The following is a 15,625-nucleotide window of genomic DNA, read 5'->3' as shown; positions in this document are numbered from 1 at the left end:
GGGCGGGGCGCTGTCAGAATTCCGCGCCACTGTGATTGAACTGCAAATGATAGAAGCCCGTCCCACACCGAAGCCGCTGATCGTGCGCCTGCGCAACTTTGTCGGCGACACGGTGCTGAGCTTGCCGGCGCTGCGCCTGCTGGAGCAGCATGGCTACCGGCTGGAACTGGTGGGCAAGGGCTGGGCGCGCGGGCTGCTTGAGGCCGAGGGCTGGGCGGTGCATGTGCGGCCCAACGATCTGCGCGACCGCATCGTGCAACTGCGCGAGCTGAGGCGGCGCTTCAGGGCCGAGGATCCAGGCTTTGACCAGCGCGCCAACACGCTGCTCTTTCCGTACGCCTTCTCGGCCGCACTGGACGCGCGCCTGGCCGGGCTCAAGGCCGAGGGCCATGCCGGCGACGGCCGCACCTGGCTGATGCGTCGCGGCCACCCTAAGCGCGAGGGGCGGCACACGCTGGTCGAGTACTGGGAGCTGGCCTGCGACTTCCTGGGCATCCAGGCCGAGCCGCCGGCCGACATCCACATGAAGGTCTCCGACGCGCAGCGCGATCAGGCGCGGGCGCTGCTGGCGTCGCACGGCCTGGAGGCAGGCCGCCTGGTGCTGATCTGCCCGTTTGCCAACGGGCGCGTGGAGTTCCTGGACCGCAGCTGGCCGGCCTTCCCGGACTTCGTGCGGCGKCTGCACGCGGCGGGCCGGCAAGTGGTGATCGTGCCGGGGCCGGCCGAGGTGGAGGGCGCGAAGGCGCTGTACCCGGACGCGACCCGCCTCGACGGCGTCGCGCTGGGTGTCTACAACGCGCTGCTACAGCTGGCCGGCGTCGTCGTCGCCAACGACACGGGCCCGGCCCACATGGCCGCCGGCGTGGGCGCGAGGCTGCTCAGCATCTGGGGGCCTGTGGACGCCGCGCGTTGGGCGCCCTGGGGCTCGACGGTGACCTTGATGCGACGCGGACCGGGTGAGTGGTCCAGCGTCGATGAGGTCATCTCAAAGGTCGATCAAGCTTTACCTTGATTGGCCACGGCCGCCGCCGCCTTGGCCGCCGCTTCCGCGTCGCCGAGGTAGTAGCTCTTGATGGGCTTGAGGTTCTCGTCCAGCTCGTAGACCAGCGGGATGCCGTTGGGGATGTTGACGCCCACGATGGCGTCGTCCGCGATGTTGTCGAGGTACTTCACCAGCGCGCGAATGCTGTTGCCGTGGGCGGCAATCAGAATGCGCTCACCGCCCTTGATGGCCGGCGCGATGGTCTCGTTCCAGAACGGCAGCACGCGGGCGACCGTGTCCTTCAGGCATTCGGTCAGCGGAATGTCCTCGGCGTCCAGGCCGCGGTAGCGCTTGTCGCTGCGTTCGCTGCGCGGGTCGGTCGCTTCCAGCGCCGGCGGCGGCGTGTCGTAGCTGCGGCGCCAGACCAGCACCTGCTCGTCGCCGTACTGCTTGGCCGTCTCGGCCTTGTTCAGGCCCTGCAGGCTGCCGTAGTGGCGCTCGTTTAGGCGCCAGGCGTGGCGCACGGGCAGCCAGGTGCGGTCCATCTGGTCCAGCGCGTGCCACAGCGTCCACACGGCGCGCTTGAGCACCGAGGTGTAGGCGATGTCGAAGTCGTAGCCGGCTTCCTTCAGCAGGCGGCCGGCGCTCTTGGCCTGCTCCACGCCCGTCGGCGTCAGGTCCACGTCGGTCCAGCCGGTGAAGCGGTTTTCCAGGTTCCAGGTCGATTCGCCGTGGCGGATGAGGACGAGCTTGTACATGGGCAGAAGACGCACAGGGGTGGTGGAAGCGGCGGATTATCGGACGCGGCGATAATCGCCGGCTTCGTTGAATCTCACGGGATGCTTGCTTGAACTTCCTGCTCCAGAACTGGTACTTGATCGTCGTCGCCCTCGTCTCGGGTGGCCTGCTGCTGTGGCCCCTGGTGGTGTCCAGCTCACAGGGCGCCGCCGTCAGCCCCGCCCAGGCGGTGCAGCTGATCAACCGCGAGAAGGGCGTCCTCATCGACGTCAGCGAGCCCGAGGAGTTCGCCAAGGGCCACGCGGTGGGTGCGCGCAACGTGCCCCTAGCCCAACTCGAAGGCCACAAGGCCCTGCCGTCCAACAAGGCCCTGCCGCTGGTGCTGGTGTGCGCGACCGGCGCACGCGCCGGCCGCGCCGCGGGCATGCTGCGCAAGCTGGGCTACGAGAAGGCCCAGGTGCTGGCCGGCGGCCTGAAGGGCTGGCGGGAGGCGAATTTGCCGGTAGAGAAGACCGCGTAAACAGGAGTCCGGTCATGGCCCAAGTGAAGATGTACACGACGCTGATCTGCCCCTTCTGCATCCGCGCCAAGATGCTGCTGAAGCGGCGCGGCGTGGAGGAGATCCAGGAGATCCGCGTCGATCTCAACCCCGCTGAGCGAGACGCGATGATCCAGATGACCGGCCGCCGCACGGTGCCGCAGATCTTCATTGGCGACACCCATGTCGGGGGGTGCGACGACCTCGTCGCGCTGGATCAGCAGGGCCGGCTCGAGCCCTTGCTCCAGGCTGCCTGATTTCAAGCCCGGGCAAGCCCCCACATCCCCGTGTAAGGCCTGTCATAAGGCCTCACCCATAATTGAGTCACCGCCCGCAGCATGCCGCTTGCGGGCTTTTGTTTGACGTTCCGCTCGAAAGAAGAGTTCCATGGCCGACGAGATCCAAGCTGCCGCCGAAGGCACCCCCGTGTTCCAGATCCAGCGCATGTATCTGAAGGATCTGTCGCTTGAGCAACCCAACGCGCCGCACATCCTGCTGGAGCAATCGCAGCCCCAGGTCGACATCAACCTGACGTTGTCGGCCGAGAACGTCACCGACGGCATCTTCGAAGTCACCGTGACGGCCACCGTCAACACCAAGGTTGGCGACAAGACGCTGTTCCTGGTGGAAGCCAAGCAGGCCGGCATCTTCGAGATCCGCAACGTGCCGCAGGACCAGGTCGAAGGCATCCTGGGCATCGTCTGCCCACAGATGGTCTACCCCTATCTGCGCGCCATCGTCTCGGACGTCTGTACCCGCGCCGGCTTCCCGCCCGTGCTGCTGACGGAAGTGAACTTCCAGGCCATGTTCGAAGCCCAGCAGGCGCAACGCGCCGCGCAAGGCGGCCAAGCGGTCAACTGATCAGGCCTCTTCGCTGATAGCGCCCCGCCGAGTGCGGGGCGTTTTACTTGGTGGACACTTCCGCGCATGACGACGATGAAGATCAGCGTTCTCGGTGCCGGCGCCTGGGGCACGGCCCTGGCCATCCAGGCCGCGCGGGCCGGCCATGACGTCAGCCTGTGGGGCCGCGACGCTGGCGCCATAGCGCAGATGAGTGCCAGTCGCCGCAACGCCGCCTACCTGCCGGACAGCGAACTGCCCACCGCGCTCGGGCTGACGGCCGACCGGGGCGGGGCAATAGCTCACGCAGCCCAGGGCCTGACCATCGTCGCGACGCCCATGTCCGGCCTGCGCGAGACGCTGGCGGCGTTGCCGTCCACCCAGCGCGTGCTGTGGCTGTGCAAGGGCTTCGAGGCAGGCACCGGGCGGCTGGGCCACGAGATCGCCCGCGAACTGCAACCGGCCATGCGCGTGGGTGTGCTGTCCGGCCCCAGCTTTGCGCAGGAGGTGGCTGCCGGCCGGCCGACGGCGCTGGTGGCGGCCAGCGAGAACGCCGAACTGGCGCAGGCCGCCGTCGATGCCTTCCACGGCGAGCGGTTGCGTGTCTACACCTCCAGCGACCCGGTGGGTGTGGAAGTGGGCGGCGCGGTCAAGAACGTCATGGCGATCGCCGTGGGCATCTGCGACGGGCTGTCCGCCTCGGCGCCCGACGGCCCCGGCTTGAATGCGCGCGCCGCGCTGATCACGCGCGGGCTTGCCGAGATGCTCCGGCTGGGCGTGGCGCTGGGCGCCAGGGTCGAGACCTTCATGGGCCTCTCGGGTCTGGGCGACCTGGTGCTGACGGCGACGGGCGACCTGTCGCGCAACCGGCGCGTCGGCCTGATGCTGGCCGAGGGCCTGGCGCTGCCGGAGATCCTGGCCCGGCTGGGCCATGTTGCCGAGGGCGTCTACAGCGCGCCGACGGTGCTGGCGCGGGCGCGCGAGGCGGGCGTCGAGATGCCGATTACCGAAGGTATGGTGGCGCTGCTGGAAGGCCGGCTGCACGTGGGCGAAGCGGTCGAGCGCCTGATGGGCCGCGAGGCCCGGCCCGAGTAGGTTCAGCCGCCGCCTGCGTAGCCGTTCTGCCGCCAGGCTTCAAACACAGCGACCGCGACGCTGTTGCTCAGGTTCAAGCTGCGCTGCCCCTCGCGCATCGGCAGCCGAATGCGCTGTTCGAGCGCAAAGCCGTCGCGCAGCTCGGGCGGCAGGCCGGCCGTCTCGCTGCCGAACACAAGCCAGTCGCCCGGCTGCCAGGCCACTTCGCTGAAGGGTCGACTGCCCCGCGTCGTGAAAGCGAACATGCGCGCCGGTTCGGGTGACTCGGCGGCCAGGAAGGCGGCCCAGTCGGCGTGGCGCTGCACGCGGGCGTACTCGTGATAGTCCAGGCCGGCGCGCTGCAGCAGCTTGTCTTCCATCGAAAAGCCCAGCGGCTCGATGAGGTGCAGCGTGCAACCGGTGTTGGCCGCAAGCCGGATCACGTTGCCGGTATTGGGCGGGATTTCCGGGTGGACGAGGACGATGTGGAACATCGCCGCAGTATCCCTGCGGTGCTACTCGTCCCCAGGCTCCGGGGTGCGCGAAATGACCCAGGCCTGCACGCTCATCGCGCCCGCCTGCAGCAGCACGCGGGCCAGCTCGAACAGCGTGGCGCCGCTGGTCATCACGTCGTCCAGCACGGCGATGCTGGCACCTTGCAGCCGGATCGCCTTCAGCGGCTCGACGGCGAAGACGCCGCGCACATTGGCCGCGCGGGCCTCCAGCTTGAGGCTGGCCTGGGCGGCGTTGTGGCGTACCCGTAGCAGCATGTCGGGCTCGCAGCGCAGGCCGCGCCGCCGCGCGAGCGCCTTGGCCAGTTCGTGCGCCTGGTTGTAGCCGCGCTCGCGCAGGCGCTCGACGGACAGTGGTACCGGCAGCAGCCAGTCCGGCGTGGCGACCTCGGCAGCGCTGAGTGCGGAGTTGAGGCGCTCCAGCAGGCTCTCGCGCAGCTCCAGCGCCTGGTGGTACTTGAAATGCTGCAGCAGGCCGTCCCAGGGGAAGCGGTAGTCCAGCGCGGCCACCGTGCGGTCCAGCGGCGGGGCGTCGACGAGGCAGCGCCCGCATTGCGGCTGCGGCCTGCCCGTCAGTTCCAGTGGCAGCTTGGCCGCGCAAGTCCAGCAGCGCGGCTGGGGGCGGGCGTAGAGGGCCAGGCAGTGCTCGCAGATGGTCTGGTGGCTCCAGGCGCGGCAGACGGCGCACTGGCCAGCGCAGCGCATCAGGACCTTCTCGACGAGTGCCGGTTTGGGCGCTGGCAGCATCGGCTCAATATACTGACCGGCCCATGAGTGATTCAGTCCCGGCCCCTACTTCAAACAAGGGGCCGCGCCCTCAGGATCTCGATGTGGCCGCGCTGTGCCATCAGGCCCGCCGCTTGGGCGTTGCCGCCGAGCCGCCCTGGCTGCATGCCGAGGCCGCACGCCGCATGGCCGAGCGCCTGCCCTTCATCAAGCTGCGGCCCGCACGCCTGCTGGATGCTTCGCCCGCGCTGGGTGCGAGCGCCGAGTTGCTGCGGCTGGCTTATCCCAAGGCCGAGATGCTCTGGCACGAGGCCGAGCCGGCGTTGGCCGAGCGCGCGGCTGGTGCGCGATCCCTGAGCTGGTGGCAGAAGCTGCGTGGCACGGGCTCCGGCCAGGTTGACGCAATGCCGGTGAAGCCCGAGGTCGAGCTGCTGTGGTCCAACATGGCCTTGCATGCCAGTGCCGACCTACCCGGTTTGTTGAGCGCATGGCAGGCCAGCCTGGCGGTCGGTGGCTTCGTCATGTTCTCGTGCCTGGGGCCGGACAGCTTCGTCGAACTGCGCCCTCTCTACACCCGCGCCGGCTGGGGCCGCCCGGCGCCGGACTGGTGGGACATGCACGACATCGGCGACCTGGTGCTGAAGGCCGGTTTTGCCGACCCGGTGATGGACCAGGAGCGGCTGCGCCTGACCTGGGCCAGCCCCGAAGCCCTGCTGGCCGACCTGCGTGCGCTGGGCGGCAACCTTGCCCCGGCGCGTTTTCAGGGTCTGCGTGGCCGCAAGTGGCGGGCCGAACTGGTCGCGCAACTGGAAAGTCTGCGTGGCACCGATGGGCGGCTGGGGCTGACGCTGGAGCTGGTGTTCGGCCACGCCTTCAAGGCGGCGCCGAGGCTGACGATGGCGGCCGAAACCCATGTCTCGGTCGACGCCATGCGCGCCACGCTGCGCAAAGGGCGCTCCGAGGGCTGATTGGCAGGTTCGCTAGGTGATTCCCAGGGGCCGGCCTGCGGCGGGCACCCAAGGAGCTCGGGCTAAAATCCCGGGCCGCTAAGAGGGTCAAGGGCAAAGCCCGACCCAATCCGCGGATCTTGCAGTGCCAAGTCCGGCCCATTCCTCCGTATGGGGCGGACCAGCAAGTCCTGCTCTTCAAAGAACCAAGTGACAACCATGACGATGATGAACGCACGAGTGCATAGCGCCTCACGCGGCTGGGCCTACCGGGCCGCTGCGGCGGCGACGGCCGCCCTGGCCACGGGTTCGGCCCTCGCGGTGAATGACCTCAAAGGCGGCCCGGGCGTCAATCAGCTCAACCTGCACGAACCGGTCACGCGCATCGCGCATGACCAGATGTGGCTGCACAACTTCGTGCTGATCGTCTGCGTGGTCATCTTTGTTGCCGTGTTCGGCGTGATGTTCTATTCGATCTTCAAGCACCGCAAATCCAAGGGTGCGGTGTCGGCCAACTTCCACGAAAGCGTGGCCGTCGAGATCGCCTGGACCGTGGTGCCCCTGCTGATCGTCATCGGCATGGCCCTGCCGGCCACCAAGGTCGTCGTCGCCATGAAGGACACCACCAACGCCGACGTGACCATCAAGGCCACGGGCTACCAGTGGAAGTGGGGCTATGACTACCTGAAGGGCGAGGGCGAGGGCATTGGCTTCCTGGCCACGCTCGACACCGCCCAGCGCGAGCAGTCCGACTCCGGTAAGCCCGCGCCGGTCGATGACTACCTGCTCAAGGTCGACAACCCGCTGGTCGTGCCGGTGGACAAGAAGATCCGCATCATCACGACGGCCAACGACGTCATCCACGCCTGGATGGTGCCGGCCTTCGGCGTCAAGCAGGATGCCATCCCCGGCTTCGTGCGCGACACCTGGTTCAAGGCCGAGAAGACCGGTGACTTCTACGGCCAGTGTGCCGAGCTGTGCGGCAAGGAACACGCCTACATGCCCATCCATGTGAAGGTCGTGTCCGCCGAGGACTACACCGCCTGGGTTGCTGCCAAGCAGAAGGAAATCGCCGCCAAGGCCGACGACCCGAGCAAGGTCTGGGAGCAGGCAGCGTTGATCGCCCGCGGCGAGAAGGTGTACGCCGCCAATTGCGCGGCCTGCCACAAGGCGGACGGCAGCGGCGCCGGCCCCATCAAGCCGCTGGACCACTCGCCGGTCGTGCTGGATGCCGACAAGCTCAAGCAGGTCGAGGTCGTGCTGAACGGCCGCCTGGACAAGGGCATGCCGTCCTGGAAACAGCTCAGCGACACCGACATCGCTGCGGTCATCACGTACACGAAGAACAGCTGGTCCAACAAGACGGGCCAGACCGTGCAGCCGTCCGAAATCGTGGCCGCCCGCAAGTAATTCCGAACGCCGAATCAGAGGAAATCACATGAGTGCAGTGCTCCCCCCCCACGGCGCAGTCGGAGGCCATGACGGCCACGCCCACGACCACGACCATCACGACGACCACCATGCACCCCACGGCTGGCGCCGCTGGGTGTTCGCGACCAACCACAAGGACATCGGCACGCTCTACCTGCTGTTCTCGTTCACGATGCTGATGGTCGGCGGCATCCTTGCGCTGTGCATCCGCGCAGAACTCTTCCAGCCGGGCCTGCAGTTCTTCAACCCCGAGCTCTTCAACCAGTTCACGACCATGCACGGTCTGATCATGGTGTTCGGCGCCATCATGCCGGCCTTCGTCGGCTTCGCGAACTGGATGATTCCGCTGCAGATCGGCGCGGCCGACATGGCCTTTGCGCGGATGAACAACTTCAGCTTCTGGCTGCTGATCCCTGCGGCCATCATGCTGGTGGGCAGCTTCTTCATGCCTGGCGGCGCACCCGCCGCCGGCTGGACGCTGTATGCACCGCTGACGCTGCAGATGGGCCCGTCCATGGACGCCGGCATCTTCGCGATGCACATCATGGGCGCCTCGTCCATCATGGGCTCCATCAACATCATCGTCACCATCCTCAACATGCGCGCCCCCGGCATGACGCTGATGAAGATGCCGATGTTTTGCTGGACCTGGCTGATCACCGCCTACCTGTTGATCGCCGTCATGCCTGTGCTGGCTGGCGCCATCACGATGACGCTGACCGACCGCCACTTCGGCACCGCCTTCTTCAACCCCGCTGGCGGCGGCGACCCGGTCATGTACCAGCACATCTTCTGGTTCTTCGGCCACCCCGAGGTCTACATCATGATCTTGCCGGCCTTCGGTATCGTCAGCCAGATCGTGCCGGCCTTCGCCCGCAAGCGCCTGTTCGGCTATGCGTCCATGGTGTATGCCACGGCGTCGATTGCCATCCTGTCCTTCATCGTCTGGGCCCACCACATGTTCTCCACCGGCATGCCGGTGACGGGCCAGTTGTTCTTCATGTACGCGACCATGCTGATCGCGGTGCCCACSGGCGTGAAGATCTTCAACTGGCTGGCGACGATGTGGCGCGGCTCGATGACCTTCGAGACGCCGATGCTGTTCGCCGTCGGCTTCATCTTCGTGTTCACGATGGGCGGCTTTACCGGCCTCATCCTCGCGATGGCGCCAGTCGACATCCAGCTGCAGGACACCTACTACGTCGTGGCCCACTTCCACTACGTGCTGGTGGCCGGCTCGCTGTACGCGCTGTTCGCCGGCGTCTACTACTGGGGCCCGAAGTGGACCGGTGTCATGTACTCCGAGACCCGCGGCAAGATCCACTTCTGGGGCTCGCTGATCGCGTTCAACGTGACCTTCTTCCCGATGCACTTCCTGGGTCTGGCCGGCATGCCGCGTCGCTATGCCGACTACCCCATGCAGTTCACCGACTTCAACGCCATCGCATCGGTCGGCGCCTTCTGGTTCGGCCTGATGCAGGTCTACTTCTTCCTGTTCGTCGTCGTGCCGATGATGCGCGGCAAGGGTGAGAAGGCGTCGCAGAAGCCTTGGGAAGCCGCTGAAGGCCTGGAGTGGGAAGTGCCGTCGCCGGCGCCCTTCCACACCTTCGAAGAGCCGCCCAAGCTGGACGCCTCGGCGACCCGGATCATTGGCTGATGAGCATGACGCCTGAACAGCGCAAGGCCAATCGCCGGCTAGGGTTGATCCTGCTGACGATTGCGCTGACCTTCGGCATCGGCTTCGTCACGAAGATGGTGCTGCTGGCGCACTGACATGAAGTTTCTGGCCGCCCTGCATCGCGACAACCGCCAGCTTCTGAAGAAGCTGACGGTCATCGTTGTGTTGATGTTCGGCTTCAGCTACTCGCTCGTGTATTTCTACGACGCGATCTGCAAGGCGCTGGGCATCAACGTGCTGTCGCTGGCCGAACGCCAGACGCAACTGGGCGACAAGGGCCTCGCCAACGGCAACGGCCAGGTCGACTACAGCCGCGAGATCACGGTCGAGTTCGACACCAATGCGCGCGGCCCCTGGGATTTCAAGCCGGCAGTGCGGCACATGACGGTGCACCCGGGCGAGCTGAGCCAGGTCATGTACGAGTTCCGCAACAAGCAGGAACGCACCATGGCCGCGCAGGCAATCCCGAGCTATGCGCCCAAGCAGGCGATGGCGCATTTCAACAAGCTGGAATGCTTCTGCTTCAATGAGTACACGTTGAAGCCGGGCGAGAGCAAGCAGTGGCCGGTCGTGTTCGTCATCGACCCCAAGCTGCCCAAGGATGTGAAGACCATCACCCTGTCCTATACCTTCTTCGAGGTGGCGGGCAAGGGCGGGGTCAAGCTCGGTGAGGCGCCCAAGGGTGCCGGAGCTGCGCTGTGAAAAAGCCGGGCCAGGATTTCAAGGACGCCGTGGGCCGCAAGGCCTCGCTGCGCCAGACGATCTCGGCCGTGGCCTGGAGTTTTTTCGGCGTGCGCCGGGGCAGGGACCATGAGCAAGACATGGCCAAGCTGAATCCGGTGCATGTGGTGATTGCGGGCGTGCTGGGCGCGGCCCTGTTTGTATTGGTGCTGGTGCTGCTGGTCCGTTGGGTCATCAGCAGTGGCGTGGCTGGCGCCTGACGGGCCCGGTCGCAACAGAGTTCAGAACGAGCGAGTACTAGGAGAACAACATGTCGGCAGCGACTACCCCGGGCAAGACCCCGTACTACTTCGTCCCGGCGCCTTCACGGCACCCGGTGATGGCCGCCATCGGCCTGTTCTTCGTCATCCTGGGCGCCGGCCAATGGGTCAACGGCCACGAGTGGGGCATGTACTCGCTGTACGGCGGCTTGGCGCTGTGGGCCTTCGTGCTGCAGCAGTGGTTCCGCCAGGCCATCAGCGAGAGCGAGGGCGGCCTGTACAGCGACCGCATCGACATCTCCTTCCGCTGGAGCATGGGCTGGTTCATCTTCTCGGAGGTGATGTTCTTCGCCGCCTTCTTCGGCGCGCTGTTCTGGATCCGCGTCTACTCCGTGCCGACGCTGGGCAGCCTGGAGAACGGCCTGCTGTGGCCAGATTTCAAGGCCATCTGGCCGACTGCTGCTGCCGGCTTCACCGCCGCACCGGGCGGCATGGTCGAAGCTTTCAGCACGATGGGCCCTTGGCCCATCCCGACGATCAACACCGCGCTGCTGCTGACCTCGGGTGTCACGCTGACCATCGCCCACCACGCGCTGATCGCTGGCAACCGCGGCAAGACCATCCTGTGGATGTGGATCACCGTGCTGCTGGGTGCGACCTTCCTCGGCTTCCAGGCCTATGAATACCACCACGCCTACGCCGAGCTGAACCTCAAGTTGACCTCGGGCGTGTTTGGTTCCACCTTCTTCCTGTTGACCGGTTTTCACGGCTTCCACGTCTGCGTAGGCGCGCTGATGCTGCTGTTCATCACCATCCGCCTGATGAAGGGCCACTTCACCCCTGAGCGCCACTTCGGCTTCGAGGGCGCGGCCTGGTACTGGCACTTTGTCGACGTCGTCTGGCTGGGCCTGTACGTCGTCGTCTACTGGATGTAGGGCGCCCCGGCGCTGAAAGACAAAGCGCCGCGAATGCGGCGCTTTTTCATTGAACTTCAACGACTCAAGGGCACGCCCGTCGGCTGTATCCAGCCCATCCACCAGCAGAACAGGATGATGAGGAAGAGCGTCACCGACACCGCAACGCGAACCGCCAGAGCGCGCGCCATGTTGGGACCACGCTTGTCGCGGCGTCCATTGCGCAGCATGAAGAAGCCGGCTGCGGCCAGCGCACCGAGGATGCCGATGAAGGCGATCAGGAACACGAATTTCATGGCTGCGGATTATCCGCCCGGGGCCCTGCCATGCTGACGCGGCGCGGCTGGCTGGTGCTGGTTGCAGCGCTGCTCGGTGCCGCGCTGACGGCTCGCCTGGGCGTCTGGCAGCTTGACCGGGCTGCGCAGAAGGTCAGCATCCAGAGGGCCCTCGACGCCGAAACGCAGCGGCCCGCCCTCGGCAATGCCGAACTGGCCGGCACCGATCAGCTGCATCGCCGCGTGGTGCTGCGTGGCAACTGGGTGGCCGAGCGCACCGTCTGGCTGGACAACCGCCCCATGGACGGCCGTGTCGGTTTTTTCGTCGTGACGCCGCTGCGCCTGGCCGGTCGCGCCGACGCCGTCCTGGTGCAGCGCGGCTGGGCGCCGCGCCACTCGGCCGAGCGAAACCGGCTGCCACCGCTGGCGACGCCGGCAGGCGAGGTCGAGGTGGTCGGCCGTCTGGCCGCCTCGCCCTCGCGGCTTTATGAGCTGGGCGAAGGTTCGGCCGGGGCGATCCGGCAGAATCTGGACCCTGCGGCCTTCGGCATCGAAGCGGGCCTGACGCTGCTGCCGCTGACCGTGGTCCAGACTGACGGCGCCGCCGGAACCGACGATGGCCTGCTGCGTCACTGGCCGGCACCGGAACTCGGCCTTCACAAACACTACGGCTACGCCTTTCAATGGTTCTCGCTCTGCGCGCTGATCCTCGTCCTCTATGTCTGGTTCCAACTTGTCCGCCCCCGGCTCCGCCGCCAGCCCGCCTGAACCCGTGAGCTTTGCGGTGCACAGCCTGCCCGATCCGCGGGCCGTTCCGCAGCAGCGTGCCGGGCGCTGGAAGATGCTGCTGGTGCTGGCCATGTGCGCGGCACCGGTCGTGGCGTCCTACTTCACCTTCTACGTCGTCCAGCCCAGCGGCTCTGCCTATGGCGAGCTGATTGCGCCGGCCGTCGACATGCCCACCGACCTGCCGCTGACCGACCTGCAAGGCCAGCCGGTCTCGCCGGCCGCGTTGCGCGGCCAGTGGCTGCTGGCCGTCGTGCACGGCTCGGACTGCCCGGCCGCCTGCGAGCGCCAGCTCTTCGTGCAGCGCCAGCTGCGCGAGATGCTGGGCAAGGAGCGCCCGCGCGTCGACAAGCTCTGGCTGATCCCCGACACGGGCATGCCCCGCCCCGAGGTGCTGGCCGCCGTGAAGCAGAAGGGCGCCGAGGTCACCGTGCTGCGAGTGCCGGCCGACCGCCTGGCCGCCTGGCTGAAGCCGGCTGCCGGTCGCAGCCTCGCCGATCACTTCTTCATCATCGACCCGATGAACCGCTGGATGGAGCGCGCCCCCGCCGAGCCCGAACCCAAGAAGCTGCAGGCCGACCTCAACAAGCTGCTGAAGGCCAGCGCCAGCTGGGACACCGCAGGCCGATGAACGAACTTCTGCTCCCACTCGGCCAGGTCGCCGCCATCGGCGGTGCCGTGGCGCTCGGCCCGCTGTTGTGGTGGCGGCAGCGCTCGCGCTCCAGCACGCCGGCCGGCCGCCTGCGCGCGTTGACGGCGCTGACGCTGTTCCTGACCTTCGACCTCATCGTCTTCGGCGCCTTCACGCGCCTAACCGACTCCGGCCTGGGCTGCCCCGACTGGCCTGGCTGCTACAGCTCGGCCAGCCCGGTCGGTGCGCGCGAACACATCGAGGCCGCGCAGACGGCCATGCCCACCGGCCCGGTGACGCATGGCAAGGCCTGGATCGAGATGACGCACCGCTACCTCGCCAGCGGTGTGGGCCTGCTCATCCTGGTCATGGCCGCACTCAGTTGGCGCCTCAAGCGCCACGGGGGCGAGCGCGCGCCGTCGCCCTGGCTGCCCACGCTGACGCTGGTCTGGGTCTGCGTGCAGGGTGCCTTCGGCGCGTTGACCGTGACGATGAAGCTCTTCCCGGCCATCGTCACGCTCCACCTGCTGTTCGGCATCGGCCTGTTGATGCTGCTCGCCTGGCAGCACGAAGCCTACGAGCCGCGACCGCTCGCCGTGCCCGCGGCGCTGCGGCGTGCCGTGTTGGCCGTGCTGGTGCTGGCGATCGTTCAGGTCGGGCTGGGCGGCTGGGTCAGCACCAACTACGCCGTGCTCGCCTGCAACGAATTCCCCACATGCCACAGCGGCCAATGGTGGCCGGCGCTGGACTTCGCCCAGGGCTTCCAGCTTTGGCGCGAGCTCGGCCTGCGTGCCGGCGGCGGCTTCCTCAGCTTTGAAGCGCTGGCAGCCATCCACATGGCCCACCGCATCGGCGCGGCCGTCGTCTTCGCGGCCATCCTCGGCCTGGCCTGGCTGCTGCGCCGGCACGCGCCGAACTGGTCGCGCTGGCTGCTTGCCGCCGCCGGCTGGCAGCTCGCTTCGGGCCTGTCCAACGTCGTGCTCGACTGGCCCATCGTTGCGGCCCTCGCCCACACCGCCGGCGCCGCCGTGCTGCTGGCCCTGCTCACTACCTTGCTCGCGCGCCTGAAGGCGCAAACTTGACCATGGCTTCCACGTCCACCGCCAGTGCCCTCATGCACAGCCCGCGCTGGCAGCAGTTCTATCAGCTGACCAAGCCGCGCGTCGTCCAGCTCATCGTCTTCTGCGCCGCCATCGGCATGGCCCTGGCCGTGCCCGGCCTGCCCGACCTGTCTCAGGCGCTGACGATGCTGGCCGCCGTCGCCGGCATCTGGCTCGTGGCCGGTGCCGCCGCCGCGTTCAACTGCCTCATCGAGGACGGCATCGACGCGCGTATGAAGCGCACCGCCTGGCGCGCCACCGCCAAGGGTGAGCTGAGCCGCACGCAGACGCTGGCGTTTTCGGGCCTGCTGTGCGCCGCAGGCATGGTCTTGTTAGGCGTGTACGTCAACGTGCTGACGATGTGGCTSACSTTCGCSACCTTCRTCGGCTACGCSGTSATCTACACCGTSRTSCTSAAGCCGMTGACGCCGCAGAACATCGTSATCGGCGGCGCCTCGGGCGCCATGCCGCCGGTGCTGGGCTGGGCCGCATTGCGCGGCGACCTGGGCCCCGAGCCTTGGCTGCTCTGCCTCATCATCTTCCTGTGGACGCCGCCGCACTTCTGGGCGCTGGCCCTCTACCGCGCCGAGGACTACGCCCGCGCCGGCCTGCCGATGCTGCCCGTCACGCATGGCAACGACTACACCCGCCTGCAGATCCTGCTCTACACCTGGGTGCTGTTCGCTGCCACGCTGCTGCCCTTCCTGACCGGCATGAGCGGCTGGTTCTACCTCGTCAGCGCGGTGCTGCTGGGCCTGGGCTTCTGCGGCTATGCCTTCCGGCTCTGGCGCTCGTATTCGGAGATGCTCGCGCGGCGGACCTTCTGGTTCTCCATCTGGCATCTGTCGCTGCTGTTTGCGGCCCTCTTGATCGACCACTACATCGCATGAGCACCCGCCGCCTCGCCCTTTCCCTGCTGGTCGCCCTGACCCTGGCCGGCTGCCAGAAGGCTGCCTCCGACCAACCCGCCTTCAAAGGTATCGACCTGACCGGCGCCGAGTACGCCAGGCAGCTCAACCTGACCGACCAGGACGGCCGCGCCCGCTCGCTGGCCGACTTCAAGGGCAAGGTGCTGGTGATCTTCTTTGGCTACACGCAATGCCCCGACGTCTGCCCGACGACGATGATGGAAGTCGCCGAGGTCAAGAAGTCCCTGGGTGCCGACGGCGACAAGGTGCAGGGCATCTTCGTCACCGTCGATCCGGAGCGCGACACGGCGGCGCTGCTGAAGGCCTACCTCGGCAGTTTCGATCCCAGCTTCGTTGGCCTGCGCGGCAGCGAGGAGCAGACCAAGGCGGCCGCCAAGGAGTTCAAGGTCTTCTACGCCAAGGTGCCGGGCAAGACGCCGGAGACCTACACGATGGACCACACTGCGGCGAGCTTCATCCTCGACACCGAGGGCCGCGTGCGCGTCTATGTCCGCTACGGTGCCGGCGCCCAGCCGCTGGCTGACGACATCAAGCTGCTGCTGGCCGAAGCCCAGGCCAGGAAATGACTAAGGCCCCGAAAGGG

At 67.2% G+C, this 15,625-nt stretch carries 21 protein-coding genes; 17 read left to right on the top strand and 4 right to left on the bottom strand.

Going from position 1 to position 15,625, the window contains the following annotated elements; translation table 11 throughout:
- The first annotated feature begins 46 nt into the window (after nucleotides 1-46).
- The gene (locus ACXRVZ_RS14300; RefSeq protein WP_457422421.1) at nucleotides 47-1,012 is read left to right on the top strand and encodes a glycosyltransferase family 9 protein; all 966 of its coding nucleotides are present in this window, start codon (nucleotides 47-49) and stop codon (nucleotides 1,010-1,012) included.
- Here ACXRVZ_RS14300 and gpmA read toward each other — a convergent pair.
- Nucleotides 997-1,740 carry a 2,3-diphosphoglycerate-dependent phosphoglycerate mutase gene (gene gpmA, locus ACXRVZ_RS14295; protein WP_458232507.1) on the bottom strand — a complete coding sequence of 248 codons (744 nt, stop codon included), beginning with the start codon at nucleotides 1,738-1,740 and terminating at the stop codon, nucleotides 997-999. The two genes, ACXRVZ_RS14300 and gpmA, sit on opposite strands and share 16 nt — an antisense overlap.
- An 89-nt stretch (nucleotides 1,741-1,829) precedes the next feature.
- Between gpmA and ACXRVZ_RS14290 the strand changes: the two genes are divergently transcribed.
- The 4 genes from ACXRVZ_RS14290 to ACXRVZ_RS14275 all read left to right on the top strand — a co-directional run bounded on the left by ACXRVZ_RS14290 (nucleotide 1,830) and on the right by ACXRVZ_RS14275 (nucleotide 4,193).
- Entirely contained in the window at nucleotides 1,830-2,240 is a 411-nt protein-coding gene (locus tag ACXRVZ_RS14290; RefSeq protein ID WP_457422425.1) for a rhodanese-like domain-containing protein, read from the top strand.
- Nucleotides 2,241-2,254: 14 nt separating this feature from the next.
- Entirely contained in the window at nucleotides 2,255-2,515 is a 261-nt protein-coding gene (grxC, locus tag ACXRVZ_RS14285) for a glutaredoxin 3 (RefSeq protein ID WP_457422427.1), read from the top strand.
- Nucleotides 2,516-2,645: 130 nt separating this feature from the next.
- The gene (gene secB / locus ACXRVZ_RS14280) at nucleotides 2,646-3,119 is read left to right on the top strand and encodes a protein-export chaperone SecB (protein WP_457422429.1); all 474 of its coding nucleotides are present in this window, start codon (nucleotides 2,646-2,648) and stop codon (nucleotides 3,117-3,119) included.
- Between the two features lie 75 nt (nucleotides 3,120-3,194).
- Nucleotides 3,195-4,193, top strand: coding sequence for an NAD(P)H-dependent glycerol-3-phosphate dehydrogenase (locus tag ACXRVZ_RS14275; protein ID WP_457422509.1), 999 nt, complete (start codon nucleotides 3,195-3,197; stop codon nucleotides 4,191-4,193).
- 2 nt (nucleotides 4,194-4,195) lie between these two features.
- Here ACXRVZ_RS14275 and trmL read toward each other — a convergent pair whose 3' ends face one another.
- On the bottom strand, nucleotides 4,196-4,666 hold the full coding sequence (gene trmL, locus ACXRVZ_RS14270; protein ID WP_457422431.1) for a tRNA (uridine(34)/cytosine(34)/5-carboxymethylaminomethyluridine(34)-2'-O)-methyltransferase TrmL: 471 nt from the start codon (nucleotides 4,664-4,666) through the stop codon (nucleotides 4,196-4,198).
- A 21-nt stretch (nucleotides 4,667-4,687) separates the two neighbouring features.
- Entirely contained in the window at nucleotides 4,688-5,431 is a 744-nt protein-coding gene (locus ACXRVZ_RS14265; RefSeq protein WP_457422433.1) for a ComF family protein, read from the bottom strand.
- A 23-nt stretch (nucleotides 5,432-5,454) separates the two neighbouring features.
- Here ACXRVZ_RS14265 and ACXRVZ_RS14260 point away from each other — a divergent pair, with 23 nt between their 5' ends.
- From ACXRVZ_RS14260 to ACXRVZ_RS14230, 7 genes are all read left to right on the top strand, one after another.
- Nucleotides 5,455-6,378 (top strand): biotin synthase, encoded by a 924-nt coding sequence (locus tag ACXRVZ_RS14260; protein ID WP_457422435.1) that lies wholly within the window; start codon nucleotides 5,455-5,457, stop codon nucleotides 6,376-6,378.
- A 207-nt stretch (nucleotides 6,379-6,585) separates the two neighbouring features.
- Nucleotides 6,586-7,767 (top strand): cytochrome c oxidase subunit II, encoded by a 1,182-nt coding sequence (coxB, locus tag ACXRVZ_RS14255; protein ID WP_457422511.1) that lies wholly within the window; start codon nucleotides 6,586-6,588, stop codon nucleotides 7,765-7,767.
- A gap of 28 nt (nucleotides 7,768-7,795) precedes the next feature.
- Complete coding sequence (gene ctaD / locus ACXRVZ_RS14250) at nucleotides 7,796-9,445, top strand: cytochrome c oxidase subunit I (RefSeq protein ID WP_458232506.1); 1,650 nt, start codon at nucleotides 7,796-7,798, stop codon at nucleotides 9,443-9,445.
- Nucleotides 9,445-9,561, top strand: a complete 117-nt coding sequence (locus ACXRVZ_RS14245) for a cytochrome oxidase small assembly protein (protein ID WP_457422439.1) — start codon at nucleotides 9,445-9,447, stop codon at nucleotides 9,559-9,561. The genes ctaD and ACXRVZ_RS14245 overlap by 1 nt, the downstream gene beginning before the upstream one ends.
- 1 nt (nucleotide 9,562) lies before the next feature.
- Nucleotides 9,563-10,168 carry a cytochrome c oxidase assembly protein gene (locus ACXRVZ_RS14240; protein ID WP_457422441.1) on the top strand — a complete coding sequence of 202 codons (606 nt, stop codon included), beginning with the start codon at nucleotides 9,563-9,565 and terminating at the stop codon, nucleotides 10,166-10,168.
- Complete coding sequence (locus tag ACXRVZ_RS14235; RefSeq protein ID WP_457422443.1) at nucleotides 10,165-10,407, top strand: DUF2970 domain-containing protein; 243 nt, start codon at nucleotides 10,165-10,167, stop codon at nucleotides 10,405-10,407. Before ACXRVZ_RS14240 ends, ACXRVZ_RS14235 begins: the two co-directional genes overlap by 4 nt.
- Nucleotides 10,408-10,457: 50 nt before the next feature.
- Nucleotides 10,458-11,342 carry a cytochrome c oxidase subunit 3 gene (locus tag ACXRVZ_RS14230; protein WP_458232505.1) on the top strand — a complete coding sequence of 295 codons (885 nt, stop codon included), beginning with the start codon at nucleotides 10,458-10,460 and terminating at the stop codon, nucleotides 11,340-11,342.
- Between the two features lie 56 nt (nucleotides 11,343-11,398).
- On the opposite strand, the gene ACXRVZ_RS14225 is transcribed toward ACXRVZ_RS14230, so the two are convergent.
- Nucleotides 11,399-11,617 carry a DUF2909 domain-containing protein gene (locus ACXRVZ_RS14225; protein ID WP_457422447.1) on the bottom strand — a complete coding sequence of 73 codons (219 nt, stop codon included), beginning with the start codon at nucleotides 11,615-11,617 and terminating at the stop codon, nucleotides 11,399-11,401.
- 30 nt (nucleotides 11,618-11,647) lie between these two features.
- Between ACXRVZ_RS14225 and ACXRVZ_RS14220 the strand changes: the two genes are divergently transcribed.
- From ACXRVZ_RS14220 to ACXRVZ_RS14200, 5 genes are read left to right on the top strand one after another with little or no spacing between them, the layout of a single operon-like run.
- The gene (locus ACXRVZ_RS14220) at nucleotides 11,648-12,364 is read left to right on the top strand and encodes an SURF1 family protein (protein WP_457422449.1); all 717 of its coding nucleotides are present in this window, start codon (nucleotides 11,648-11,650) and stop codon (nucleotides 12,362-12,364) included.
- Between the two features lie 4 nt (nucleotides 12,365-12,368).
- A complete protein-coding gene (locus ACXRVZ_RS14215) occupies nucleotides 12,369-13,013 on the top strand; it encodes an SCO family protein (protein ID WP_458232504.1) in 645 nt (214 codons plus the stop codon).
- A complete protein-coding gene (locus ACXRVZ_RS14210; RefSeq protein ID WP_457422453.1) occupies nucleotides 13,010-14,095 on the top strand; it encodes a COX15/CtaA family protein in 1,086 nt (361 codons plus the stop codon). Before ACXRVZ_RS14215 ends, ACXRVZ_RS14210 begins: the two co-directional genes overlap by 4 nt.
- A gap of 2 nt (nucleotides 14,096-14,097) precedes the next feature.
- Entirely contained in the window at nucleotides 14,098-15,003 is a 906-nt protein-coding gene (cyoE, locus tag ACXRVZ_RS14205; RefSeq protein ID WP_458232503.1) for a heme o synthase, read from the top strand.
- Complete coding sequence (locus ACXRVZ_RS14200) at nucleotides 15,000-15,608, top strand: SCO family protein (RefSeq protein WP_457422457.1); 609 nt, start codon at nucleotides 15,000-15,002, stop codon at nucleotides 15,606-15,608. The genes cyoE and ACXRVZ_RS14200 overlap by 4 nt, the downstream gene beginning before the upstream one ends.
- Nucleotides 15,609-15,625: the final 17 nt, after the last annotated feature.

It is taken from the genome of Roseateles sp. P5_E8, assembly GCF_054177665.1.
This window is presented reverse-complemented; position numbering and strand designations above follow the sequence as displayed.